This window comes from Pandoraea pnomenusa (assembly GCF_040391475.1).
Taxonomy (GTDB): Bacteria; Pseudomonadota; Gammaproteobacteria; order Burkholderiales; family Burkholderiaceae; genus Pandoraea; species Pandoraea pnomenusa_C.
The window spans coordinates 107,538-128,384 of record NZ_JBEBXS010000013.1; the positions used below are offsets into that span (position 1 = coordinate 107,538).

The following is a 20,847-nucleotide window of genomic DNA, read 5'->3' on the forward strand; positions in this document are numbered from 1 at the left end:
CGCGAAGTCGCCGAGCGTGAGAACGGTGTCAGGGGTCATTTTGCGTAGTTCATGCCCGCGGGTGGAAGCGCGAGGCCAAAGTCGTACATGCCCGAGCCCAGAGGGCGATTGAGCGCGCGCGCCTGATGTGTGCTGACCTGCTCGGCGATCGTTCGACCGTCGAGCTTCAGTTCCGAGTGGACTTGGACGGTCTGCGTCGGCCTTTGCGCGATGAACTGGCTTTCCACAGGCTTGCCATCACCCTGAGCCAATCCGACCGCAGCTTCGCCGCCCTTACCGCCCAGCCAGTTTCCGATCGCACCGCCAATCAGTGCACCGGGGATAGCGCCGATACCGCCGAAGGCCGCGCCGATTGCGCCTCCAATGTATGCCCCGCCCACACCACCGGCGACGCCGCCCGCAACGCCGCCGTAGGCGCGCTGCTTCGCTTTGCGATCGAGCGTGTCGTTTTGACTGACCTGATAAGCATCGATGGCACCGGTGGCGAGCGCCATGACACCGCCAAGCTTGAGGCCGGCCATTGCGCCTTGCCCCATCCGGCCAAGCATTGATAGACCGGCCGCGGCACCGGCCCCACCGACCCCGCCGGCCGCCGCACCGGATGCGCGCGCCAACATGCCGATGGCGAGCGTCAGGCCACGGATTGCGCCCGTGGCCATCGTCACGATGCCGGCGAATGCGAGCGCGCCAGAGAGCAGCACGAATCCGCCCGCGAGGATCTTGACCTTCGTCTGGTTCTTGTCGATCCACCCGGTAAGGTTTTCGAGCATTGGGATAAGTCGCTCGAGCGCTCGGATCGCCAACGGCAACACCGTCTCGCCCAAGCGCAGCAGGAGATTGCCCCATTTCGCATGAAGGTCGATCTCCTTGCCCTGCAGCGTCCCCTTTCCGTTGTTGTACAGACCATCGATGCCCTGTGCTTTGTGCGAGCGCTCGATGTACTTCTCCGCCAGCTTCTGCTCTCGCACGAACTGGTCGACCAGGTTCGCGGCCGTTCGGATGCCGAGCAGCTTGGCCAGGGCGATGTTCAGGTCATTGCCCTTTAGCCCCTGTGCCATAAGTTGCGGCACTGCAACCTTCGTCACCCACTCGAACGGATTCTCGGTGAACTGCTTCGCGTCTTTGATGCCCATCGCGTCGACGCGTTTGATATGCCCAGTCGTCCCATACTGGATCGCTTTCGGGTCAAGCAGTCCCGCTTTCGCCATGTCCTCGGCAACCCGCTGTGGCATACGCCCCATCGCCCAGTTCTGGAACATCGACATCGAGGCGGTACCGGTGCGCGAGCCACCGGACTCCTGCATGAAGTGGCCAAGGCCGAAGAAGAACATTTCGTCGTTCATCAGCTTGGTGGACACACCGCCCGTCTTGATCGCAGCGAGATAGTCCTGTGGCTTGACCGTACCGCCGCTTGCCACGTAGGCCTGCGTCATCATGTCGAGGACGCGCTTAAAATTCGGCAGATCAACGTGGCCGGTTTCGCGGTCGATGAGGGCACCGCGCAGCTCCGTTGTCTTGATTGCTGCCTGGAACATCTGCTCGAACTTGGCGCCCGAGCCCCCCGCCATGACCGACTCAATGCCGAATTTCATTTTGGCGAGGAGCGGCAAAACCTCTTTGGCATGCTCGAAGTCGCCCATGATGGCCGTGGCCTCGCGCAGGAGCACCATATTGTCGCGCGCCGACGAGCCCATGATGTCCATGCCCTTGGCGAACTTCACCGCATCACGGTTGGTGGCATCGCCCAGACCGAGCGCGGTGAACTTCGCAACCTCGGTCTGAAACTGCTTCGCTTCTTCGAGCGGCCCTTTGAACAAGGCCAAACCACCGGCGCCAAGCGCAGTCATCGCGCCACCTGCGATCATCATGTTCTTGATCGACTTGATGCGGGATTCGAGCTTCTGCGCGTCTGATTCCGTGCGAAGGAAGTCTTTTGACAGGAGCGCCAGCCCCATGCTAGCGTGATTGATCAGGCTGATCCGAACGCCGATCTTGTAGGCTTCAAACATGAGAACTTCCCTGCGTTATAGAGTGCACGAGTGGCTCGCCGACCGGGTGACTTGGATCCAGTACCCCCACATCCGAGCGGTGACGGCCACCGCTAGGCGCCAGCCGGCTTTCCAATTCGCTGTCCAGATGCAGTGGTGGCAACGCATCACTCTGATTGCCGTCTGCCTGCCGATCCTGATCGTCTGCGCCGTGGTACTCGCTGTGGCGCTACCTGTGTTCTGGGCAGTTCTGGGTGCCGTATTCGGCTTCTAATCGACCTTGTGGTCGTATTCCAGGTGGGCCGGAATCGCCGCACCGCCCACCAGCCCGGCAACAAGCGCGCGCCCCAGCACCTTCCGAATGAGTTCGTGGTTGCGCTCGACCGATGGCCCTAGGACGGGCCGCGGCGGAATCGTATCTGTGCCGAGCTCTTGGTAGACCATCACATCAGAGGTCGAACCGATTACCGCTTCGTGCCCCTTCACTTCATTTCCGAGCGTGTCGCGCAGTTCACCAGATCGAAGCAACGGGTCATCGGGCGTGTAGCCGAGACGTTCGCGCTCGGCCTTCGTTGAATCAGCGAGCGGTGACCAGCCCTCGAACGGACCGACAGCAGGCTGATACTCGCCAAACTCCGACCTGGCCGTCGCATCCACCGCGACGGCTACACGCTTTAGGCCCCGGTGCAATTCAAGCGCGACACCGGCCTGAAGGCTGACCAAGTGCTGGGCGAATTGCCCGAGGCTGCCGAACTCTTTCATGTCGCTTCCTTGAACGCCATCGCACGGAAGTCGAACTGATGGCCGTCCAGCTCCGAGAAGATGATCGACCAGCCGGCCCGCGTCACGTCATCGAGTGAGAACGCAACGTCGAAAGGCACCCCGTTTCGGACGAGAAAGAGCGCCTCACGAACCGGCGTCGATCGGACTATTTTTTTAGCGCGGCGCGGTCCTTTTCCGGATCCGACGGCGGGAAGTGCTTTTCGACACCATCCGAAACTGCGATCAGGCCGTCCTCGTCAAGGTTCTGCACGAGTGCCTCGACTTCGGCCTTTGTTCGGATGGCGGAAACGGGCACGCCGGCAACTGACGCGACATAGATCAGCGGCATGCACATCGCGATGTAGCCCGGGTTGGTCCCCCCCACGGCTTCCATCAGACGGAACTGCGCGAGCGCACCCGGCTTACGAAGCACGATCGTACGTCCCGCCGCGTCCTGGACGGTCACCTCGGCCATCGCTGCCTTGACGATCTGTTCGCTCGGCGTATCGGTATTCACAGTGAGTTTTGTCATATCACGACACCTTGATGCGGCGCGAAGCCAGGAAAGAGACCTTCTGCTTCACAGTTTCGTCACCGGCCGCGTCGCCTGCGTCATCGAACTTGAGCAGCACACCGAGATAGCGGAATTGGGAAACCGCGCCGGATGCTTCGGTGATCGTTTCGGTGATCGTGCCGCCCTGTTCATCGATCCCCGAGTAGTAGTTGTCTTCGGACTGAGCGAAGTAGTCGTCGAGCTCAGGGCCCTGGCGCTCGATCTCGATATTCCCCGACCAACCCTGTGGAAAGCGGACATGGCGGGTGATACCGTCAAGACCCTTGACCTTCTTCTCGGTCGTGTCCTGCTTCTTCGAGAATTTAGTGATCAAACCAAACTGCAGCGGCCCGGTCGCCACGTTGAAGTCGAGCGAAATATCACGCCCAACGGTAAAGCCATTGATCGGCATGGGATGCTCCGAAATAGAAGCGGCCCGCGCGCGGCGGGCCTAAGAAGCGAAAACCCGGCTCGGGGCCGGGTCAGTGGGGAAGCAGTGACGGCTGAAGCTCGGCGTTCAATCGATCCCGCTCTGCAGAAATTCGCGGAATTTCGCGCCGTCGTTCCAGCATGAGCCTCGAACCAAACGACGCTCGCACCTTCGACTCAACTTCTTTGGCAATCAGTGCGTGCATTTGCTGCCAAAGCGTCGCCTCGCGTCGGCCCAGCTCGTCCCGCATCCGATAGAACTCTCGGATGAGCCCGACCTTGAACTCGACCACTTTGGGGGAGTTCCTCATGAACGCCAGCAGCAACGAGGCCTGCTTCTCATTCAGTAGGGCGTACTCGCGAAGAGATCCCCCGCCCTGCATTCGCGTGACCACCTCGGATCTGAAATCCACGTGGCCAAATTCAGCGAAGGAGGTTTGGTATTTCCGCACCATGCGGATCACGCTGGCGTGCTGCTGCCGCACGCCTCGGGCGATGATCGTCGTGGACGCGCGGGGTTCCCCGTCAATTGCCGTCACGAGCGGCCCAAGAAATTCACTCATCGTTATCACCTGCGGATAGCCCGGGGAAAATGGTGTGCCGCGGCATGCGCGCCCAGGACGCGCGCCCTTCGGTCGGCCTGACCTAGCCGCGGCACTTGAACAGTTACGCCGGCTGGGTGCTCTGGCGCGCTACGGTGACCGACTGCCCGCCTTCGAGGTTAATGATGAATTTCTCCACCACACCGAGATAGCGGACCTTGCAGTCGTCCTGCATGTAACCGAGTGCAACCCGATTCTGCGGGTTGTTTCGGTCGTCGCATTGATTGGAAAAATCATCAATCATGCCGACGTTGTCGCCGTCGCCCTTCATCGTCTCGAGCCACGAACTGATCGTGGAACCGGCTTGTCGTCGAAGCGGGTCGTTCTTCTGTGTCGACTGCAACTTGCCAATGAACTTGCCCATTGCGCTGTTCAGCGTGTATGCGAGGTAGTTCGTCATCCGCGTGTAGTTGTCGCCGTTGATAACCGGGTTACTACTCGCGTTGTGCCCAATCCGCACACCGAACGAGTCTCCTGCGGGAATCGGATTGGTGATCACGTCGATGCCTGCCTGAGCCAACGCGCCGATTTCTGCAGTCACCGAATACACCTGGTTCTGCATCGACTTCTGCGTGCCGACGATGCTGTACAGTGGCTTGTTCAGGCTGGACTGCTCGGGCGAGAGATTGGCGAGGCGCCCCGCCACGAAGCCCTGCGGCGAGACAAGGCGGATCACGTTATTCACCGTGTCCTGCCAGTAGATCCAGTCACCGAAAAGCAATTTGATCGTGTAGCTGTCAATACCGGCACTGGCCTTGGTCGAGACAGCATTGGCGATCGTGTCGCCCGCCGGGCCGACGGCGATCATGTAGATGCCCTCGGACAAGCCGAAAGCGACTTGCGTCGTCCAGCTCGTTGACTCGTCACAATCCGCGAGCATGGCGATGCTCGTGAACGTATTGCGCAGTGCATACATGCCCTTGCGGGGGACGGTGTCAACGCCAAGCAGCGTCGCGCTCGCGATCGTCGTTGCGCCGTCGGTGCCCCCCGTGAGCGTCGTGGCGCCGGCATTCGGTGCCGTCGTACCGGTGCCTGCGGTAGCCACGATGAATTGCGACGGACCGCGCAGGCCCGATTGGCCCGAATTGATGGCCGCGGCGATGTTCGCCCACAGCGCGGCGCCGGTGCCAGTGATGTTGTCGAACACTTCGGGCACCTGCCCGGGCATTGCCACCACCGCACGCCACGAATTCGCGGCTGAACCGGTGCCCAGTGTCACGACCAAGCTATTGCCCAATGTGCCGGTGTATTTGGCCGTGAACGTGATACTCGTCGGCGACGTGCCGATAGCTGCGCTGGCCGCGACGTCAGTGCCGTCCGTGACCCGCACACAGCGGAAGTTGTTGGCCCCCTGCAGTGCGGCCACAGCCACCTGCGTGCCCATGTCGTATTTCCGGGCCATCACGGCGCCGAAATTCTGCGCGTAGCCCGCCATGTCACCGACGATCGTCGGCGAGTTCACCGGGCCCCACTGCGCCGTGCCAACGATGCCGAGAATGTTCGTCGGCAGACCGTTGATCAGGGTATTGCGCGGGGAAAGAATCTGGACGTAGACGTCCGGGACGATCAGCGCGGTGGTATTCAGCGCGCCTTCTTGAGAAACCGGCATTTGTGCCTCCGGAAACGAAAAAACCGCCCGGAGGCGGTTCGTGAAGTCTGGTGATCGAGGTGTTACTTGCCGGTCTTCGGCTTGGCGCTGCTCGATTCGTCCGGCGCGGCGACCTTCACCACATACGCGGCCTGTTCCGAGTCGAGAATGGCCGCAACCTTTTCGGCGTCGGTGATCCGATCGCCCTTCTGGTAGTCGCCGAAGGCGTGCAAAACAACGAGGTTCATGAGTGCCTCACGAAGTGGACACGCCCAACGCATCGATGCCGCCGACGATGAACGCCTGCGGGGCAACGACGCCAAAGGCGTTGTCGAGCTGGGTGGTTGAATAATCGACGCCGTAAATCACGTCTCGGCGATAGATGCGCTGCTTCTGCTGCGAGTCGTCTTGCCGGGTGCTCTGATAGTGGAAGATCGCCATCGAGCCGTCGGGCAGCGTCGCGCGCACGAGTGGCCCCAGCGCTTGGTCGATCGCCATGCCGAGCCGATCACGTACGTCGAAGCAATTGCCCCACGCTGTGACCTGAAAGCCCTTTCGTTGCCGCCGCAGTTCACGGATGATGCGGCCGGCCGAGCCGACGCGCGCTTCGAGGGCATGCGCGCCTGGCGTTGTCAGCGTCGGCCCGGATGACGTCGCGGGACGATCTGCGTTGATCATGGCGGCCAGCGCGGTGGCGATGCCCGAGAGAGTGTCGGACGCCTGCACGCCGTACACGTACGGACGCCCATCGACCACGGCTGCGACGTTTTGCGGTGCCGACACGAAGCCGTCAAGCGTTACCGTGGCGTCAGTCACCACAGCGGTGATGGTGGGCTCGGCAACCGACTGAAGCCCCCACTCTCGCACTGTCGTGCGAAGCACTGTCTCGGTCGGCAACGGGTAGACGGACACATACCCGATGTTCGCGTCGAAGTCCTGCCGCATCGCCTCGGGCTGTGGCCAGCCTGGGAAAACCTTGACCGCGCAACCGGTGATCGGCGAGATCTGGTTCGCGGTGCCGTTCGGATACAGGTACGCGGCAATCTGGGCCACGATGAGGTTGCTGACGTCGGATAGGTCTGCCATTACGCGTGCAACTCCGTGGTGGTCAGCCGCCAGCCCATGTCCGTCAGTTCCGCGCCCTGCACGACGTACCGCCGCCCGAGACTGCACGAGACGATATCGGACGCTTGGAAGACGATCGATGAAGGCACCGACTTCGGCAGCAGGATCCGCCAGCCGATCTGCTGGGACGATGACGGCAACCCGCTGATGGACTTCTCGCGTTGTCCGAACAGCAGGATAGAAGCCGGCCAGCCCGCACCTGTCTCGTCGCCGATCAGGAAGCCGTCACCGTCCGCGCCCGGCTCACCGCAGGGACCGCCATAACCGACCGCCCCTACGCCCGACTGTGCAGCAACCCGGCTCACGCGCACCGTGACGTTGCACTCGACGCATTGAATCGGCAGATGCAACTGCTGACTGGCGACGAAGAACGTGCCGCCCGGGCCGACGAGGTAATCGCCGGTCTGGGTCACACGCCCGTCAAACAAGCCGTACCACACGGGATTTCCGTAGCGATTCGGCTTGCCATAGGTCATGTCTTCCGCGTTGAACGCTGCGAGCAGACTGCCCTGCTGAACCGCCAGCGGGTTTGCCGCACTCGCTGGCCGGTACTGGGCGTAGCCCAAACCGACGCGCTTCGCCGCCTTGGCATAGCCGGCATAGATCCGGTTCTGAAGCGTGATTGCGTCCATGATGCGAGTTACCCGCGGCTGAGCGAAATTGTCGACCCGCCCGGGCCTAGCATCGGGCCGGGCGCGATTCCGATAAAGGCGCACATGCGGCGGCGCCAAGTATCGAACAAAGCGAGCCGGTCACGAACTTCGTTATCGTTGTGGGTCCAGACAGCCGCCTTGGCGGTGTCCAGGTTGTCGCTGGCATCCGTGACAGCCGTTTCGAGGGCGGCCAGCTTCGTCAGGTACGTATTGACGATGATGCTTTCCTCTTCGGGCCGCAGGTGCGTCAGCCGGTGATTCAGCGTCTGCCAAATGCCCGGCGAGACCCAGCCATAGGCCAAGTCCCGGGAGTCATCCACCTGCGTGTCGGCCAGCAGCGGGTATCCAGCATGGCGCCGAACGTCCGCCAACTGCTGGTCAGTCAGCATTTACGCTTCCCCCCAGCCACCAGCGCGATAGTTGTCCACTTCGTCCGGATGCACCTGCGCTTCATGCGGCTCGGGATACAGATCCGCGTCGCGGACCATCTTCACGAGCACGGGGCCTTCGTCCCCATCGTCGCCCCCAGCGGGCGGCACGACCTCGGCTTCGATCGTCGCCTGAATCTTGGCCTTCTCTTCGTCGCCCAGGGCAGCGAACTGCTCTTCGGTCACGCCAGCGGCTGCAAGTGCCTTCGCGCGTGCTTCAGCCGCGGCCTTCTCGGCTCGCGCAGCCTTCTGCGCCTTCGTCAAACCTGCCATGTCGGAATCTCCTGTTCACTGGTTGGCCGGGGCTTACGCCCCGGCGTCGGAACGCTCTCGCGCGGCGGGTTAGCCGAGCAGGATGCCGGTGTGGGCGGGCTTGATGTTCGCCTTACCCCACGCCAGCGAAACCTCGTATCGCACGCGGCGGTACTGCGGGTACATCGCGACTTCGAAGGTCAGACCGGTGCGCGGGTCCGTAACCAGAATCCGGTCCGTTGCCATGTCGCCTTCCTCCGGCAGCGCCGGGGCGCGCGTGGCGAGCACGATTGCCGATCGGCTGAAACCCATGTTGCAGGTTGCGACCGCAGCGAGCGTCACGGTGGCGCCAGTTGCGGCGTTCTGCATCAGACCGGGCGCGTTGATGGTGAACGAGCCCCCCGTCAATGCTGCCGCGACCACGTACTTGCGCGGATCACCGCTGAACGTCACCACGTCGCCTGCGAGCACGGTCCCGGTGCCGGTCTGCACGTTGATGGTCGTGGCGCCCTTCGCATGCGCGCCGTTCAGCACGTAGCTGGCACCGGTGCCAGCCGTAGCACGCGTTGCCACGCCGGCCGATTCCCGCATCGAGAACCCGTGCAGCTCGAGCAGCGTGCCCTGCTCGCGCAGCTCCTTCGTGCCCGCTTCGTTTGCCTTCGTCAGCTGTGCCAGCGTGCGAATGTTGGCGCCGGCCGTGGTATCGATCACACACTGCAGGTCGCTCAGCGGCGCGCCGTTGTCCGACAGGATCTTGCGCAGCTGCGCGGTGTCGCCCAGGTTCGACGCGAACGGCGTGGTGCCCGGGGTACCCGTAGCGCGTGATGCCCCGACGAACAGGCTGCCGAGGTCGACTTCGACTTCATTGACAAGGGTGCGCATCGCCTGAGCGATCTGGTCGCGGCGAATGGTCTTGTAGCCGGGACCGGTGTTCAGGCCCTTCTGCTCTTCACCCGACCAGCGGAACGGCACCGTCCGCGACTTCGTAATGGTGAACGGGGTGTTCCCGACATTCTGGTCACCGTCGTCCGGCGGCAGTTGGCCGGGCGTCACGTCTTCAGCTGCAGAGGCCGGCGTGATCGGAATTCGGATCGCCTGGTTGAGCGCCGCTCGCTCGGCGGTTGCATCGAGCGTCACGGACGGGATGAACCCGGCCAGTTCGCGCGACACAACGTCGAGCGCCTCGTAGAGATCGGGCACGAGGCTGGTCAGCGTGTTGGCGCCGAGCACCATGCCGCCGCCGGTGGGGCGCACCGCAAGCCCATGAAACCAGCCGACAGCCATCGAAGCGACCTTTGCCACAGTCGCGATCGGGTAGGCCACAACCGCGAGCGCGATAGCGACCAGCGCCGTACGGCGCAGATTGGAAAGGAAACGCTTCATGTAAATGAGCCTCGTCAAAAGAAAATGGCCGCTCAAGGCGGCCTCAGATTGGATTCGGACGGTTCAGTCCGTGATGGTCACGTTCGCGTCTCGCGCAGCGGCGGCCTGCTCGGCTGCGCCCATGCCCTCGAACTGCGAGCGCGTGATGGTGCGCTTGCCACCGCCGCCACCGCTGCCGCCGCCGCTTGCACCCCCGCCGCTCGCCCCCGAACCTTTCAGGATGCTGTCGCGTTGCGGGTGCCCGTCGATCAGGATCGACAGCGCTTCCTCGAAGTCGGCCGGCTCGCCGTGGCGCGTGCGGCTGAATAACTGATTGCCGCTCGCATCCTTGGCGACGATCTTTCCGTCCTCGATCGTGAAATGCTTGCCGAACGACGCCTGAACGAAATCCGCCGGGATGGCGACCTTCTCGCCGATGAACTTCGAGCGCGCGAAAGCGCCGCCGATCTTCTCGTCGAAAAGCGCCGTCTTCAGCGAATCGCGTTCTTTCACGATCGGGTCATACTCGGCACGAACCGATGCGATCGCTTGGTCTTTCACCTTCTGGACTTCGCCGGCGTCCACCAGCTTCTTGTCGTTCAGGTTCTTGACCGTTTCCAAGGCGGCGATGGCTGCCGCCGGATCGGCGATCCCTTCGAACGCCTTCAGGGTGCCTTCGGCCTTCTCTGCTCGTTCGCGATGGCTCTTGGCCTCGCCATTGAGTCGGGAAATGTTGCCGAGCGTTGCATCCGCGTCGAACGGGGCTTCGCCACCGCTCGCGTTGATAAACACCGGCAACTGCTGGCCGTTGACTTCCTGCGTGACGATCTTCCCGTCGGCATCGAATTTAAATGGCATGGTGACTTTCCTCGGGCATCCGCCCTCAATTCCGTGCGGCATCCGCCGCGTTGCGCCCCTCGGCATCCGCCGGTCGAGCAAAGAAAAAGGCCCCAGGCGGATTGCTAGGGGCCTTCGGTAAATCGCGTCGTGCCGCTCAGTCCTGAAGTACAGGTGCGGCTGGACGTTTGAGATTCTTGGCGATGCGGTCCTTTTCGCCGTTCCAATCCAGTTCAGGACTGATCACCCCGCGTCGCTGGGCTTCACGGAACAGTGTTTCGTCCGACAGCGTGCCGTCGATGGTCATATCGCGCAGCAGTTCGAGCGATGCCTGCGCGAGCGTCGCCGCGCCGAATTCTTTGTAAATTGTGACGTGTCCGCCCTGCTGCTCGCCGACCCACTCGGCCATCAGTTGCAGTGCCACGTCGATCGCGTCTTCCTCGTCGTGAGCGATTCGTTGCAAGGCGCACATGCCCTGCTCGTTATCAGCGAGGGTCTGCACTTCGGTGACGTTGCCGGGTTTGATGACGAGCAGTTCCGCGCCGGCCTGACGCATGCGGTCTTCGAGGTCAAGCAGCGACAGGCGCCCGGCCTCGATGGCCTTTCCGGTGTGCTCGACGAACTTCATGTCGGCGTCGGGGCCGTCCGCCTTGATTGCGGTCGAAGCGCCGACGACGATCTGCGCGTCGCCCAAGTTCTTCGCGAACAGGATGGGCACGCGCGCAACGTGCAGAATCGTCTGCTGATCGCTCTTCGACTGCCAGTGTTCGACATTCGCGTGCGCGAGTTCCATCAGCGGTGGGACCGCCGTCATGAAACCCGTGCGCTTGCCGTACACCGGAACAAAGGGAATGCGCTTGAGCGTCGTGGTGCCGGACTGGTGAATCACCCAGATCTTCTTCCCGTCAGCATCGACCTTTTCCGTCTCGCGCCAAACTTCCCACTTCCCGATGTACAGAACGCGAACCTGCTCGATCGCCTTTTCGCCGAACGGGCCGTCGTCGATCGTCGCCTGCTCAAGCAGTCGCAGCTGCGTGAGGGTTTCGACACCCCTGATTCGTTTCGACCGCCAGCCGAGGATGTCGCCCTTTCGGATGTGCACGAAGTACGGCCGCAGCCCGGCCTGACGTTCGTCGGCAACCGTCTTCACGCCCTTGTCCTTCGTCGGGTAATCGACCAGGATTCCGGCCATCCCCTCGGCAAGCACGGCATCGGCGAGAGACGCCGCGTAGCTATGCAGGCTGCGACCCTGAAGGTCGATATCTTCCGTCCACTCACGCAAGCGAGGCGGAATGTCGTCGCCGAGGGTGATCGGGCGAGAGAACGGCTTTGCCGCAAGCACCTCAACCGTGCGAGCGAAAGCCGGAAACAGTGTCGCGGTCTTCACCCGCGCTTTGTAGGCGTCGTCTGCCTCGTTCGGCCACTGGGGCAAATAAGCCTTTTCGGCCGCGCGCATCGCGCGCGTTCCGCCCATCAAGGCGGCAATCAGGGCCAGATCCTCGGCCGCGTTTGCTACCGCTTCGGTCGGGGTGCGGACGTTGGACATTCTCGTATTCTCACTAGCCGCTAAGCGCGCTGACAGTCGTCATGCGCTTCACGATGGGCCACTTCTTCACGATGAAATAGCCGTTGGCGTCGTTGGGGTGGTCATGGCCCGTTTTCTTGTCGGGTTGACCATCCTCCCCCCAAACCTGCTGCTCGAGCGCCTCGGTGGTGACCGGGCACGCGTGTGTGTTGATCAGAAAGCGGCGCTCGCCGGCCGCGTTCAGGATCATGGCGTTGTAGGCGTTCACCCGGTCCTTGACGGCGGGATTTGCCGAGTTCACGTCGACCTTGAACCCTGCTTGCTTCAGGATCGACAAGTCCGATTCGCTGGCATTCTTCGACGTCGTGTTGCCGCCTGACGCGTCCGGATAGATCACGATGCCGTGACCCAGTGCCGCGAAGTCCTCTTTGAGAATCCGTGCCATAGCCGGCGTGTCGCGCACCTTCGTGCGTTCCAGCAACATCAGCGGCATCCCGTCGCGCACGACGTTGATCGTCGCGGTCATGTTCAGCACGTTGAAGTCCATGCCGATATGCAGCGTTTCCTTCGGCGCGATCACGGCGTCCGTGTGGTTCTTCTTCCGGTCGAAATCGGCATAGATGCTGCCGCTTGCGAGGTTCACGAACTGCCCGCGCAAGTAGGCGGCGATCAGCTGTGCTGGGTACGACTCGTACAACGACTGGATGTAGTCGTCCGGTAGGTTCAGCTCGTTGTCGTATGTGCTGGCCTGAATCAGACCGTACAACTTGGCCAGCTCTGGCTTCTCGCGCACCGCCTTGACGAACTGCTGATAGACGAACTTGAAGCCTTCCGGCGTCGTCGTGACGTCGATGCCATTCAACAGCCCGGGCACGTTGTACCGCATCCGCGCGATGATCTTTCGCCAGGCCGTCTGAGCCTTCTTTAGCGGCATCACGTCCAGCTCATCGATCAGCGCGTGACCGATCTTGAAGCCGACGATCGTTTCCGGCTTTTCCATCGACCGGCAGATGACCGTGCCGCGAAACTTGCGCCCCTCGTAGACGTGAACCTCGTGGTTCGTCTGGTTGATCTTGACCGCAAGCCCCATGACCGCCGCCACCTCTTCCATCGTCGGATAGAAGATGTCGCGGATTTGCGCGTAAGTCGGGGCAAAGTAGCCCTGGTTGATCCTCGGCCACTGCCAGAAATGCTGGCAGATGCTGGTGCAGCCAACCCACGTCTTACCGGACCCGAACCCCGCCACATAGGCGCGGAACTTGTGCGGCATTTGCAGGAACTCGGCCTGCGGAACGTTGAGAGTCGGATTAGGCGTCATCTTTGGCAGCTTCCGCGCTGCGCCTGGCGTCCTTCACCACGAAGGTGAACGAGCGCGACGCGGGCGGCTCGGGATTCTGTTCGTCGCCGCGATCCTTCAGCTCGAGACGCTTCAACTCGGCGTCGAGCGACATGTTCAGCATCGCTGCCCGACGCGCTTCAAGCGAGGCGATGCGCGCCGTCAGTCGGTCGATCACCGAGACATAGTCGCGCGCCTTGGTGTGCACTTCAGTAGATTCCGGTCCCGGCTTGTCATCCTTCCCCGGGCCGCGTCGCTTCACCGCCGATTCCAGTTCCAGCTTGCCGCCGCGCTCGTTTTCCTGCGCCAACGCGCGAGCAAGACGAATCTTCGTCAGGCGGATTTCATCGTCAAGGCTGCCCAACTCGATCGCGTCGAATAGGGCCTGTTCCTCATCGGTCAGGTGCTTGCTATACAGCGAACCCGGCTTTGCCGCGTTCTGGTTGGTCTTGGGCGTTTTCCCGCCGTGCATCCGGCACCGCCCGTTGGCCATGGCCCCGTTCTTACAGGTCTCGCCCGAGCGGGTTTTCGCCCCGCACAGTCGAGCCATCGGGGCCTCCTATCGACGAGCCCCCGGCCCGTCTTGCATGGGGTGTTCTTGCAGAACCGCTGGGTGCGGTCGCCGATCACTCGTCGGGATCGGGAAATTCAACGTTCGTCATATCGACCGTGCCGCACGCGGCTACTGCCTTCTTCCAGTCGCCCTTCAGGAAGACCAATACATTTTGGTGCACCTTACCCAGCTTGCGGCTCGCAGCGAACTGCTTGCCTGCGCGGATGGGCGCGCTGCCCAACGCAGTCAGCAGAATCGCTTCGTTGTAGAGCGTCAGCCCGGCGTCGAGAAAGGCGGCGATCGTGTCGGACACGAAGTTGCGATACGCGCCGCTGCGCGCCCGGACGTCACCCACAACAAAGCAGGCAAAGCGATCAGGCTTCAGCAGCGCCGCCGCGCCCGCGACGATATCGCGGTAGGCGGCAAGGAATTCGGGGTATTTCATGTTGGACAGGTCTTCCGGCCTGTCCGAGTAGCGCTCAAGGTCCGCGTATGGCGGGCACGAGAACAGGAAGTCAGCCTCGACGCCCGTCAAGGCGTGGCCGATCTTCCGGCTGTCGCCAACTGTCCAGGCGGGTGCCGGATCGTCCGCAGCAATCAGGTGAAGCTGCTCGCGGTTGGCGGCGACCTGCTCGTCGCGCAGTTCCATGCCGACGTACTGACGCCCGAGGCGCGCCGCGACGATGCCGCGCACGCTGCCACCGGCGAACGGATCCAGCACAGTCCCGCCTTCCGGGCAGAACCAGCGATACGCGAGCTCACACAACACCGGGTCGAACACGCTGGTTCGGTGCTGCGCCGTCGCACCGCGCGCTGCTTTCTGCGTCTCGCTGGCGTCGCCATAGGCCGGGGCGTCGCGCCCGACTTCGGACTGGATGCCCAGCGCCAGCCACGCGTCCTTACGGTCCTGCCACGCCGCCGCGCGGGCATCGAGGGTGCTGAACGGCGGCACCATGAATAGTTCAGCGAGCGATCCAGCACCGCTGGGACTGGGTTCGCCGGGTTCCATGAATAGTTCGCGCAGCTCGGCGTCGCTGAAGCCGATGACCGACAGGTCGAAGCCGTCGGCCTTCAAATCGGCCAGTTCGGCCGCCAGCAGCTCTTCATCCCAGCCAGCATTCAGCGCAAGCTGATTGTCGGTGAGGATGTATGCGCGTCGCTGCGTGGCGTCGAGGTGCGACAGGTCGACCGTCGGCACTTCGAACGGCTTCGGGCACATGGCGATGTTCTCGCCTGCTTCCCACATGCCGGTTGCCGCTTCGATGCGGCCGTGCCCGGCGAGGATCTCACCGTCAGCGATCAGGACCGGATTAGTCCAGCCGAACTGGCGCAGCGATTCGCGGATCTGCTCGACCTGCGCCGCGCTGTGCGTGCGGGCATTGTTCTCGTACTTCGCCAGCTCATCGGTCGACCGGTAGACGATCGCGAGTTGAGCGGGCTTTTTCATAGACGGGAAAAATTCAAGGCAAAAGCAAAAAGGCCGCCCATAGGCAGCCGTGGAGTATCGCATTTCGAGTGCGGCCTTAGATCGCGCTATTCAGATCAGGACCGACGTGAAATGAGCGACCTGATGCACAGGGACCAAAATTGGGACGAATTCGGCGCCATTCGCGGCGAGCCAATAGGCACGGTGCCGCCCATTGACAAACTCATAAGACCATTCCGTTTTCTGGACGACCAACGTCATGTCCAAGTCCCGACCCTGCCCCTTTTTCAACGACTCGAGTTCGGCGAGCTTATGAGGGTACGGGTGAAACCCATCGAACCGATCCCCAAGACTGGCATTAGAAAACTTGGATTGCTCGAGCCAGCGCAGGAGCTTTTCCGGAATGGCCCTTACGACTTCCCAGCCCTTCGAAGCAACTTTCCCGTTGAATGTTGACCACGTATATCCAGAATCTTCATACATCCGCACAGCACCGCCCGGCACGACTGACACCGGAACGTTCAACTTGTCCATAAAAGCCATAGGTCCCCCGTGTGTGAGGGCCCATCATACACTGACGATTGCATTGCTTCGTACTGCCACGCGCCCCCGCCGCTCTTCACTCACAGGAGGTATGAGTGGCGACACGTGGCGCGCTGCCGGGGTTATTCGGAAAGGATCGGACACTGGCCGGCTGGCCCGGGCAGAGACGCGGCGTTATGGTCTGTGCCCAGACGGGCGAATCGACCGATACACGTCACCCTGCGCAAATATTTCTTTACACAACGTTGTGTATTGTGTAAAGTTACACACATGACAAGCGCAGACATCATCAAACGACTGAAAGCCGCCGGGTTCACCGAAGTCTCGGTGCGAGGCAGCCATCACAAGTTTCGGCACGAGAACGGTCGAGTGGTGATCGTCCCGCACCCGAAAAAGGACATGCCGATAGGCACCGCCCGCTCGATCTTCAAGCAAGCGGGCATTGACTGGAGAAGCGAATGAAATATCCGATCTACGTGTGGCAAGAAGGCGATAGCGCCTTCGGCGCCGCGTTCCCGGATCTTCCGGGAGTGCACACTGCTGCGGATACGCTCGATGAACTTGAGCGTATGGCGCAGGAAGCCGTTGAACTCATGTACGAAGACAGCGCCGACGCGATTCCGGCGCCGACGTATGACATCCACAAGCTGCATGCGCACGAGGTGGACGACGGAAACGGCTGCTGGATGTTCGTCGACATTGATCTGTCGAAGGTCAGCAGCAAGGCTGTACGACTGAACATCAGCCTGCCCGAGCGTCTCGTGCATCAGATCGACGCTGTGGCCGAGAAGCGGCATATGTCGCGCTCGGCGTTTCTGGCTCTCGCGGCACAGCGCGAGATGGAACACGCATAAGTCATCAGCTCACGGAGACCGTATGTCGCAAGACAACATCGATCGATTCAACGACGTCGTGTCGACGACTTTCGCTTTGCTTTATGAAGAATTCCCTGTGCCCACGGATCTCGCGATGGACCACTACATCGCCGAGGAAACCTGGCTAGGGGATGACGAAACGTTCGTGTATGGAACTTTGCAATGGCTTGAGGCCGAAGGCTACATTCGCGCGGAAGGCTTTGGCTCGCCGCTGCTTGTACTGAATGTCGTCCTGACGCACAAGGGACTAATGGCGTTGCGCGCAGTCCCTGACGTGATCGAAAGTCGAGAGCCACTGGGATCTCGCATGTCCTCCGCCGTTAAGGACGGCGCCAAGGGACTTGCGAGAAAGCTCGCAGAAGAAGCAATCTCGTTCGGCGTCAAATACGCAAGCGACCGAATGCTGTAAGTACCGAGAAAAAGCCCGCATTGAGCGGGCTTTGGGTGTACTCGCGGTGAGTATGGGCAAATCTTAGGTGCTTTGTCGCAAAACTGCAAGCGTTTTTTCCTTCGAAGTCCTTACGCTGCAACGGACTGCGGGAAGTCGCACGCGGGACGGTTTGCAGAGGGCACCACCCCGTGCAGGACGAAACCCGATTCGAGGCGCGCGACCGCCAGATTTTCGAGTTCGGTAAAGCGCCCCGCCATCCACTTCGCGGCGCGGAAAGCCTTGTCCTTCGTCACCTTGTGCCGATCGGCCAGATCGCGAATCGACGCCCCTTCTCGCTGGGTGCGCGGCAGGTAGTTCCACGCCGCCAGATCTCGCAGCAGGGCCACGGCCGTGATGCCGCTCGACTTCCGCGACCAGACTGCCAGCGTATTGATGCCTGTCACCTTCTCGTCGCCGTGCGCGAAGCGCGCGAGTACCGCCGCGTACTCAGGCGACGGCAGGCGCGTGCGTGCCGCGTCCGCGATCATGGCGCACTGAGCGCGGTATTCCTCAAGCGTCAGCCGCTCGGGGTCGAATTCGCCCTGCGGCCCGCGCAGCTCGTTGAGCCATGTTTCCTGCGCCTTCGTGGGCCGGTCGATGGCTTCGAGGATCCGGATCAGCATGTTCCGGAACGGCGCCTTCTGGCGCGGCGGTAGCGACAGAACGAGGTACGCCACGTGTAGCGCCTGCCGCGTGTCTTGAAATGCTTCGTTCATTGGCCTGTTCCCCCGTCAAAAGTGCCAATCCATTACGCCGCTTCCAGCGGCAACTGCTCGACCTGCACCCGCACGCCGGGTGTCAGGCTGTAACGCTTGCTGATGCGGTACTCGACCGCCTGGGCGTCGTCGTTCCAGACGATGCCGTTCATTCCGTCCTTGACCGCCTTGAGCACGTTGTCGGCGTCGGGCTTCTTCGTCGCCGCCACCTTTCCGGCCACGGCCGCCGCCTGCTTCTTCTTCGACCAACTCGCAGGAATCGTCAGCTCGATGTCGAGCCAAAGCTCGACCGGTCCGTCGATGGGCTTGGCGCCGGCCATCGCCGCGCCGGCGGCCAGCTTCACGAGCGTCTCGTAGTTCACGGTCTTCTCGGGCGTGTACGTGCGCACGAAGCCGCCCTGCCGCGCGAACTTCGGCCGCCCCTTCGCCACCGGCTGGCCGGGCACGGAGAAAACAACCCGGCGGAGCCGGGCGTCATCGAACAACAGGCGGTTTTCGGTCATGCTTTCCTCGCTGCCCATCGGGCTTTCACTTCGTTCTCGATCTCGATCACGGCTGACTCCCCCAACTGCCCGCGCCACCGGTCCAGCGTCGCGCGGCGCATTTCCACCTTCGGCAACGCCATCAGGTGCCGGACGCGACAGCATTGCTTCGTGAAGTCGAGGCGTCCGGCGTTGGCGCGGCACAGCGGGCACAGGTCCATCGTCAGCCTCGCGGCGAGCGCTGCGCGCCCTTCTCTGCCTCTCGCGCGTACGCGAGGACAGAATCGGGGAGCAACTTCGCCACGGCGTCGGGGCGATCTGCAACCGGGAGCAACGCCTCGCGCGTACGCGAGAGCGAGCGTTCTGAGCGCCCCTTGCATCCGGCCAGAATCGCGGCAAGGTGGGCACGGCCGGTCGCCTTGTCCGTCGTGGCTTTGCCGGGTGCGGGCAATGCGGCCATAGCGGCGGGCACCGGCTGCATGCTGCCCTCGTCTCGCACGGCGTCGATAGCTGCGGCGAACCGCTTCACGAGGACATCACGACCGAGTGTGCGCATCTCGTACCCGCCGACGCGCTGCGCCGCCCAGTAGAGCGCGGGATCGGGCCAGGCGTCGCTGCCGTCGGTGGCGCGACGGTGCAACTGCGCGACGGCGTAGTCGAGCAGTTCATTGACGTGCTGGCGCGGGCGACACAGCAGCCGGAATTCTGGGCAAGTCGGCACGTATGGGCGATCGCGCAATGCTGCGATGCCGCGCTGCCACTCTGCTGCGTTCAGGTCGGCGAGATCGAGCGCCCACTGTCGCTTCACGCCGTCGAGGTGCTGCCGCACGGTCTCGGGTTTCGACGGGTCACCGCCGCGCCACATGTCCGCAAGTCGTGCCCCGTAGCGCTGGCCAAGGATGGCAAACAAGCGCTCGATGAGCCTTTGCGGTGCCGCGTCGTGCGGCCAGTCAGCCGATGACAGTCGCGTCGACGTCGATGGTGCCGGGGTCATACCCATGCTCGTCTCCCAAGGGGTTACCGGCGAGGCCGGCGAGGATTGCTGCGTTCTCGGCGCTGCGCGGCGAGGCACGCGGTGAGGCCATGCTGGCGAGCACGCGGTCGACGTAGGCAGGCAGGAACACAATCGGCTCGGTGGCTTCAGCTTGCGCCTTCGTGATCGCCTGTCGCATGCGGCCGATCGACACGCGTGCGTTGCACCACGCTGTCGCGAGTGGCACGAATCGCTTTCGCTCGTGGGAGCTGGCAGGGTCGATGCTGACGCCGTGCTCGTGCCCGAAGTAGGCCGCCCATTCGGCTGCATTTGCCGGGACGCAGTCGTCAGGCAGTCGGTCTCTGTCGTCGTCCCCGTCTTCTCGCGGAGAAGATGATTTATATCCCTGTCCCTGTCTCTGTCCCTCTCCCTGTCCCTTGGATGCACTTTTAGGGGGGACAGCGCCGGGACAGTCCCCTTGTGTCCCCGGGGACAAATGCGGAGTGTCCCCAAGGACAGTTGCGGGACGCCCCAAGGACAACCACTCATCGAAGTCAGGGACAACGTAGTTCGTCTCGTGGCGCTGATTGTGCTTCTTTACCCGTGCCTTCTCGGTTTCCCAACGCTGCTTTAGCTTGCCGCGCCAAGCCTCACGGGCCTTTTCAGCCACCACGGGGTGATACAGCCGACCGTCCGCGCACTTGATCCAGCCATGCAACGCGCCCGCTTTGATGGCCCGCCACGAGTCGACAGCAAAGCCGAAGCCGGCCAAGTTCGACAGGACACGGTCGTCGTCAGGAAGGGACGCCGCCGGGGACTGATGCCAGGACGCGCACCACAAAAGCACGGCCGAGCGGAACTCGTCCCCAGAGACAAGGGCCGTCATATCGCTGTCCCGAAGACGGACAACGTCGAGCGGCATGAATGCGAAATCACGCAGGTCGCAATCGGCCGGCGTCAGCGGTGGGATGTCGGCGTGCATGACGTGACCTGTTGCAGTTTGTCCTGGATCGAAACGGTGTTCGCCAGGTCGCGCGCGTAATCGGCGCGCATGTTCATAGCTTCCGCCTTGAGCGTGGCCAGCGCGGCGCGCGCCGGCACCGTGTCGGTGTCGAACAGCGGCATGCCCGCGTCGAGCTTGCGGACCAGCAGGCGAAGCGGTTCCAGCGGCATTGCACGGCCGCAGCGTGATTGGTGAATCTCGAACGCGTCGACGATGCCCATGATCGAGTCGCACGCCGTGTACCACTGCCCGTCCGCGGCATTTCGCACAATGGCCCGGCCCTTCTCGTCGACGTTCACGGTCCCCTGCTGTTCCAACTCGTCGATGATCGCGATGACCGGGTCGAACGTCGCGGCCACCTTCCACGGCTCCGCGCGCAGGCGAATGCCACAGCCAGTGCGGCCCG

Annotated in this window: 29 protein-coding genes; 4 read left to right on the forward strand and 25 right to left on the reverse strand. The window is 62.6% G+C overall.

Features of this window, described 5'->3' with window-relative positions; translation table 11 throughout:
• Nucleotides 1-35: 35 nt before the first annotated feature.
• Nucleotides 36-2,009: a phage tail tape measure protein gene (locus ABWO90_RS15435; RefSeq protein ID WP_353192105.1), complete on the reverse strand. Its 1,974-nt coding sequence runs from the start codon at nt 2,007-2,009 to the stop codon at nt 36-38.
• 127 nt (nt 2,010-2,136) lie between these two features.
• Between ABWO90_RS15435 and ABWO90_RS15440 the strand changes: the two genes are divergently transcribed.
• Nucleotides 2,137-2,262, forward strand: a complete 126-nt coding sequence (locus ABWO90_RS15440) for a hypothetical protein (RefSeq protein ID WP_353192106.1) — start codon at nt 2,137-2,139, stop codon at nt 2,260-2,262.
• Here the strand turns inward: ABWO90_RS15440 and ABWO90_RS15445 are convergent.
• From ABWO90_RS15445 to ABWO90_RS15530, 18 genes are all read right to left on the reverse strand, one after another.
• Nucleotides 2,259-2,750, reverse strand: coding sequence for a phage virion morphogenesis protein (locus tag ABWO90_RS15445; RefSeq protein ID WP_353192107.1), 492 nt, complete (start codon nt 2,748-2,750; stop codon nt 2,259-2,261). The two genes, ABWO90_RS15440 and ABWO90_RS15445, sit on opposite strands and share 4 nt — an antisense overlap.
• Nucleotides 2,747-2,869: a hypothetical protein gene (locus tag ABWO90_RS15450; protein WP_255315221.1), complete on the reverse strand. Its 123-nt coding sequence runs from the start codon at nt 2,867-2,869 to the stop codon at nt 2,747-2,749. Before ABWO90_RS15450 ends, ABWO90_RS15445 begins: the two co-directional genes overlap by 4 nt.
• 47 nt (nt 2,870-2,916) lie before the next feature.
• Entirely contained in the window at nt 2,917-3,282 is a 366-nt protein-coding gene (locus ABWO90_RS15455; RefSeq protein WP_353192108.1) for a hypothetical protein, read from the reverse strand.
• 1 nt (nt 3,283) lies between these two features.
• Nucleotides 3,284-3,715, reverse strand: coding sequence for a hypothetical protein (locus ABWO90_RS15460; RefSeq protein ID WP_353192109.1), 432 nt, complete (start codon nt 3,713-3,715; stop codon nt 3,284-3,286).
• Between the two features lie 70 nt (nt 3,716-3,785).
• Nucleotides 3,786-4,295: a Rha family transcriptional regulator gene (locus tag ABWO90_RS15465; RefSeq protein WP_353192110.1), complete on the reverse strand. Its 510-nt coding sequence runs from the start codon at nt 4,293-4,295 to the stop codon at nt 3,786-3,788.
• A gap of 103 nt (nt 4,296-4,398) precedes the next feature.
• Nucleotides 4,399-5,943, reverse strand: coding sequence for a phage tail protein (locus tag ABWO90_RS15470; protein ID WP_353192111.1), 1,545 nt, complete (start codon nt 5,941-5,943; stop codon nt 4,399-4,401).
• 62 nt (nt 5,944-6,005) lie between these two features.
• Nucleotides 6,006-6,170 (reverse strand): hypothetical protein, encoded by a 165-nt coding sequence (locus ABWO90_RS15475; RefSeq protein ID WP_353192112.1) that lies wholly within the window; start codon nt 6,168-6,170, stop codon nt 6,006-6,008.
• A gap of 7 nt (nt 6,171-6,177) precedes the next feature.
• Entirely contained in the window at nt 6,178-7,008 is an 831-nt protein-coding gene (locus ABWO90_RS15480) for a hypothetical protein (RefSeq protein ID WP_353192113.1), read from the reverse strand.
• On the reverse strand, nt 7,008-7,679 hold the full coding sequence (locus tag ABWO90_RS15485) for a hypothetical protein (protein WP_353192114.1): 672 nt from the start codon (nt 7,677-7,679) through the stop codon (nt 7,008-7,010). Before ABWO90_RS15485 ends, ABWO90_RS15480 begins: the two co-directional genes overlap by 1 nt.
• Nucleotides 7,680-7,687: 8 nt before the next feature.
• A complete protein-coding gene (locus ABWO90_RS15490) occupies nt 7,688-8,089 on the reverse strand; it encodes a hypothetical protein (RefSeq protein ID WP_353192115.1) in 402 nt (133 codons plus the stop codon).
• Nucleotides 8,090-8,401 carry a hypothetical protein gene (locus ABWO90_RS15495; protein ID WP_353192116.1) on the reverse strand — a complete coding sequence of 104 codons (312 nt, stop codon included), beginning with the start codon at nt 8,399-8,401 and terminating at the stop codon, nt 8,090-8,092.
• Between the two features lie 69 nt (nt 8,402-8,470).
• Complete coding sequence (locus ABWO90_RS15500; RefSeq protein WP_353192117.1) at nt 8,471-9,763, reverse strand: major capsid protein; 1,293 nt, start codon at nt 9,761-9,763, stop codon at nt 8,471-8,473.
• Nucleotides 9,764-9,826: 63 nt separating this feature from the next.
• Nucleotides 9,827-10,600: a DUF6651 domain-containing protein gene (locus tag ABWO90_RS15505; RefSeq protein ID WP_353192118.1), complete on the reverse strand. Its 774-nt coding sequence runs from the start codon at nt 10,598-10,600 to the stop codon at nt 9,827-9,829.
• Nucleotides 10,601-10,736: 136 nt separating this feature from the next.
• Nucleotides 10,737-12,125: a DUF4055 domain-containing protein gene (locus ABWO90_RS15510; protein ID WP_353192119.1), complete on the reverse strand. Its 1,389-nt coding sequence runs from the start codon at nt 12,123-12,125 to the stop codon at nt 10,737-10,739.
• Between the two features lie 13 nt (nt 12,126-12,138).
• Entirely contained in the window at nt 12,139-13,422 is a 1,284-nt protein-coding gene (locus ABWO90_RS15515; RefSeq protein ID WP_353192120.1) for a terminase large subunit domain-containing protein, read from the reverse strand.
• Nucleotides 13,412-13,990 carry an HGGxSTG domain-containing protein gene (locus tag ABWO90_RS15520; RefSeq protein ID WP_353192121.1) on the reverse strand — a complete coding sequence of 193 codons (579 nt, stop codon included), beginning with the start codon at nt 13,988-13,990 and terminating at the stop codon, nt 13,412-13,414. Before ABWO90_RS15520 ends, ABWO90_RS15515 begins: the two co-directional genes overlap by 11 nt.
• Nucleotides 13,991-14,066: 76 nt before the next feature.
• A complete protein-coding gene (locus ABWO90_RS15525; protein WP_353192122.1) occupies nt 14,067-15,440 on the reverse strand; it encodes a DNA methyltransferase in 1,374 nt (457 codons plus the stop codon).
• A 90-nt stretch (nt 15,441-15,530) separates the two neighbouring features.
• Entirely contained in the window at nt 15,531-15,953 is a 423-nt protein-coding gene (locus ABWO90_RS15530; protein ID WP_353192123.1) for a plasmid fertility inhibition factor family protein, read from the reverse strand.
• Nucleotides 15,954-16,232: 279 nt separating this feature from the next.
• Between ABWO90_RS15530 and ABWO90_RS15535 the strand changes: the two genes are divergently transcribed.
• From ABWO90_RS15535 to ABWO90_RS15545, 3 genes are read left to right on the forward strand one after another with little or no spacing between them, the layout of a single operon-like run.
• On the forward strand, nt 16,233-16,424 hold the full coding sequence (locus tag ABWO90_RS15535; protein ID WP_010806546.1) for a type II toxin-antitoxin system HicA family toxin: 192 nt from the start codon (nt 16,233-16,235) through the stop codon (nt 16,422-16,424).
• Nucleotides 16,421-16,816 (forward strand): type II toxin-antitoxin system HicB family antitoxin, encoded by a 396-nt coding sequence (locus ABWO90_RS15540; protein WP_353192124.1) that lies wholly within the window; start codon nt 16,421-16,423, stop codon nt 16,814-16,816. The genes ABWO90_RS15535 and ABWO90_RS15540 overlap by 4 nt, the downstream gene beginning before the upstream one ends.
• A gap of 22 nt (nt 16,817-16,838) precedes the next feature.
• Nucleotides 16,839-17,246 carry a hypothetical protein gene (locus tag ABWO90_RS15545; protein ID WP_353192125.1) on the forward strand — a complete coding sequence of 136 codons (408 nt, stop codon included), beginning with the start codon at nt 16,839-16,841 and terminating at the stop codon, nt 17,244-17,246.
• A 110-nt stretch (nt 17,247-17,356) separates the two neighbouring features.
• Here the strand turns inward: ABWO90_RS15545 and ABWO90_RS15550 are convergent, their stop codons facing one another.
• The 6 genes from ABWO90_RS15550 to ABWO90_RS15575 are packed head-to-tail and all read right to left on the reverse strand — an operon-like array spanning nt 17,357 to nt 20,800.
• Nucleotides 17,357-17,983 (reverse strand): hypothetical protein, encoded by a 627-nt coding sequence (locus ABWO90_RS15550; protein WP_353192126.1) that lies wholly within the window; start codon nt 17,981-17,983, stop codon nt 17,357-17,359.
• A gap of 32 nt (nt 17,984-18,015) precedes the next feature.
• Nucleotides 18,016-18,486, reverse strand: coding sequence for a RusA family crossover junction endodeoxyribonuclease (locus tag ABWO90_RS15555; RefSeq protein ID WP_353192127.1), 471 nt, complete (start codon nt 18,484-18,486; stop codon nt 18,016-18,018).
• Entirely contained in the window at nt 18,483-18,686 is a 204-nt protein-coding gene (locus ABWO90_RS15560) for a hypothetical protein (RefSeq protein ID WP_353192128.1), read from the reverse strand. The genes ABWO90_RS15555 and ABWO90_RS15560 overlap by 4 nt, the downstream gene beginning before the upstream one ends.
• 2 nt (nt 18,687-18,688) lie before the next feature.
• Entirely contained in the window at nt 18,689-19,465 is a 777-nt protein-coding gene (locus ABWO90_RS15565; protein WP_353192129.1) for a hypothetical protein, read from the reverse strand.
• The gene (locus tag ABWO90_RS15570) at nt 19,416-20,420 is read right to left on the reverse strand and encodes a DUF1376 domain-containing protein (protein WP_353192130.1); all 1,005 of its coding nucleotides are present in this window, start codon (nt 20,418-20,420) and stop codon (nt 19,416-19,418) included. The genes ABWO90_RS15565 and ABWO90_RS15570 overlap by 50 nt, the downstream gene beginning before the upstream one ends.
• Nucleotides 20,396-20,800: a hypothetical protein gene (locus tag ABWO90_RS15575; protein ID WP_353192131.1), complete on the reverse strand. Its 405-nt coding sequence runs from the start codon at nt 20,798-20,800 to the stop codon at nt 20,396-20,398. Before ABWO90_RS15575 ends, ABWO90_RS15570 begins: the two co-directional genes overlap by 25 nt.
• Nucleotides 20,801-20,847 lie beyond the last annotated feature (47 nt).

Excerpts from the sequence above, each read along its gene's own strand:
- ABWO90_RS15480 (WP_353192113.1), bottom strand. The coding sequence starts at position 7,008 with ATGGCAGACCTATCCGACGTCAGCAACCTCATCGTGGCCCAGATTGCC.
- ABWO90_RS15470 (WP_353192111.1), bottom strand. The coding sequence starts at position 5,943 with ATGCCGGTTTCTCAAGAAGGCGCGCTGAATACCACCGCGCTGATCGTC.
- ABWO90_RS15510 (WP_353192119.1), bottom strand. The coding sequence starts at position 12,125 with ATGTCCAACGTCCGCACCCCGACCGAAGCGGTAGCAAACGCGGCCGAG.
- ABWO90_RS15500 (WP_353192117.1), bottom strand. The coding sequence starts at position 9,763 with ATGAAGCGTTTCCTTTCCAATCTGCGCCGTACGGCGCTGGTCGCTATC.
- ABWO90_RS15495 (WP_353192116.1), bottom strand. The coding sequence starts at position 8,401 with ATGGCAGGTTTGACGAAGGCGCAGAAGGCTGCGCGAGCCGAGAAGGCC.
- ABWO90_RS15440 (WP_353192106.1), top strand. The coding sequence starts at position 2,137 with ATGCAGTGGTGGCAACGCATCACTCTGATTGCCGTCTGCCTGCCGATC.
- ABWO90_RS15550 (WP_353192126.1), bottom strand. The coding sequence starts at position 17,983 with ATGAACGAAGCATTTCAAGACACGCGGCAGGCGCTACACGTGGCGTAC.
- ABWO90_RS15505 (WP_353192118.1), bottom strand. The coding sequence starts at position 10,600 with ATGCCATTTAAATTCGATGCCGACGGGAAGATCGTCACGCAGGAAGTC.
- ABWO90_RS15555 (WP_353192127.1), bottom strand. The coding sequence starts at position 18,486 with ATGACCGAAAACCGCCTGTTGTTCGATGACGCCCGGCTCCGCCGGGTT.
- ABWO90_RS15540 (WP_353192124.1), top strand. The coding sequence starts at position 16,421 with ATGAAATATCCGATCTACGTGTGGCAAGAAGGCGATAGCGCCTTCGGC.
- ABWO90_RS15570 (WP_353192130.1), bottom strand. The coding sequence starts at position 20,420 with ATGCACGCCGACATCCCACCGCTGACGCCGGCCGATTGCGACCTGCGT.
- ABWO90_RS15560 (WP_353192128.1), bottom strand. The coding sequence starts at position 18,686 with ATGGACCTGTGCCCGCTGTGCCGCGCCAACGCCGGACGCCTCGACTTC.
- ABWO90_RS15435 (WP_353192105.1), bottom strand. The coding sequence starts at position 2,009 with ATGTTTGAAGCCTACAAGATCGGCGTTCGGATCAGCCTGATCAATCAC.
- ABWO90_RS15465 (WP_353192110.1), bottom strand. The coding sequence starts at position 4,295 with ATGAGTGAATTTCTTGGGCCGCTCGTGACGGCAATTGACGGGGAACCC.
- ABWO90_RS15520 (WP_353192121.1), bottom strand. The coding sequence starts at position 13,990 with ATGGCTCGACTGTGCGGGGCGAAAACCCGCTCGGGCGAGACCTGTAAG.
- ABWO90_RS15475 (WP_353192112.1), bottom strand. The coding sequence starts at position 6,170 with ATGAACCTCGTTGTTTTGCACGCCTTCGGCGACTACCAGAAGGGCGAT.
- ABWO90_RS15565 (WP_353192129.1), bottom strand. The coding sequence starts at position 19,465 with ATGGGTATGACCCCGGCACCATCGACGTCGACGCGACTGTCATCGGCT.
- ABWO90_RS15515 (WP_353192120.1), bottom strand. The coding sequence starts at position 13,422 with ATGACGCCTAATCCGACTCTCAACGTTCCGCAGGCCGAGTTCCTGCAA.
- ABWO90_RS15535 (WP_010806546.1), top strand. The coding sequence starts at position 16,233 with ATGACAAGCGCAGACATCATCAAACGACTGAAAGCCGCCGGGTTCACC.
- ABWO90_RS15490 (WP_353192115.1), bottom strand. The coding sequence starts at position 8,089 with ATGCTGACTGACCAGCAGTTGGCGGACGTTCGGCGCCATGCTGGATAC.
- ABWO90_RS15485 (WP_353192114.1), bottom strand. The coding sequence starts at position 7,679 with ATGGACGCAATCACGCTTCAGAACCGGATCTATGCCGGCTATGCCAAG.
- ABWO90_RS15460 (WP_353192109.1), bottom strand. The coding sequence starts at position 3,715 with ATGCCGATCAATGGCTTTACCGTTGGGCGTGATATTTCGCTCGACTTC.
- ABWO90_RS15525 (WP_353192122.1), bottom strand. The coding sequence starts at position 15,440 with ATGAAAAAGCCCGCTCAACTCGCGATCGTCTACCGGTCGACCGATGAG.
- ABWO90_RS15530 (WP_353192123.1), bottom strand. The coding sequence starts at position 15,953 with ATGGACAAGTTGAACGTTCCGGTGTCAGTCGTGCCGGGCGGTGCTGTG.
- ABWO90_RS15445 (WP_353192107.1), bottom strand. The coding sequence starts at position 2,750 with ATGAAAGAGTTCGGCAGCCTCGGGCAATTCGCCCAGCACTTGGTCAGC.
- ABWO90_RS15545 (WP_353192125.1), top strand. The coding sequence starts at position 16,839 with ATGTCGCAAGACAACATCGATCGATTCAACGACGTCGTGTCGACGACT.
- ABWO90_RS15455 (WP_353192108.1), bottom strand. The coding sequence starts at position 3,282 with ATGACAAAACTCACTGTGAATACCGATACGCCGAGCGAACAGATCGTC.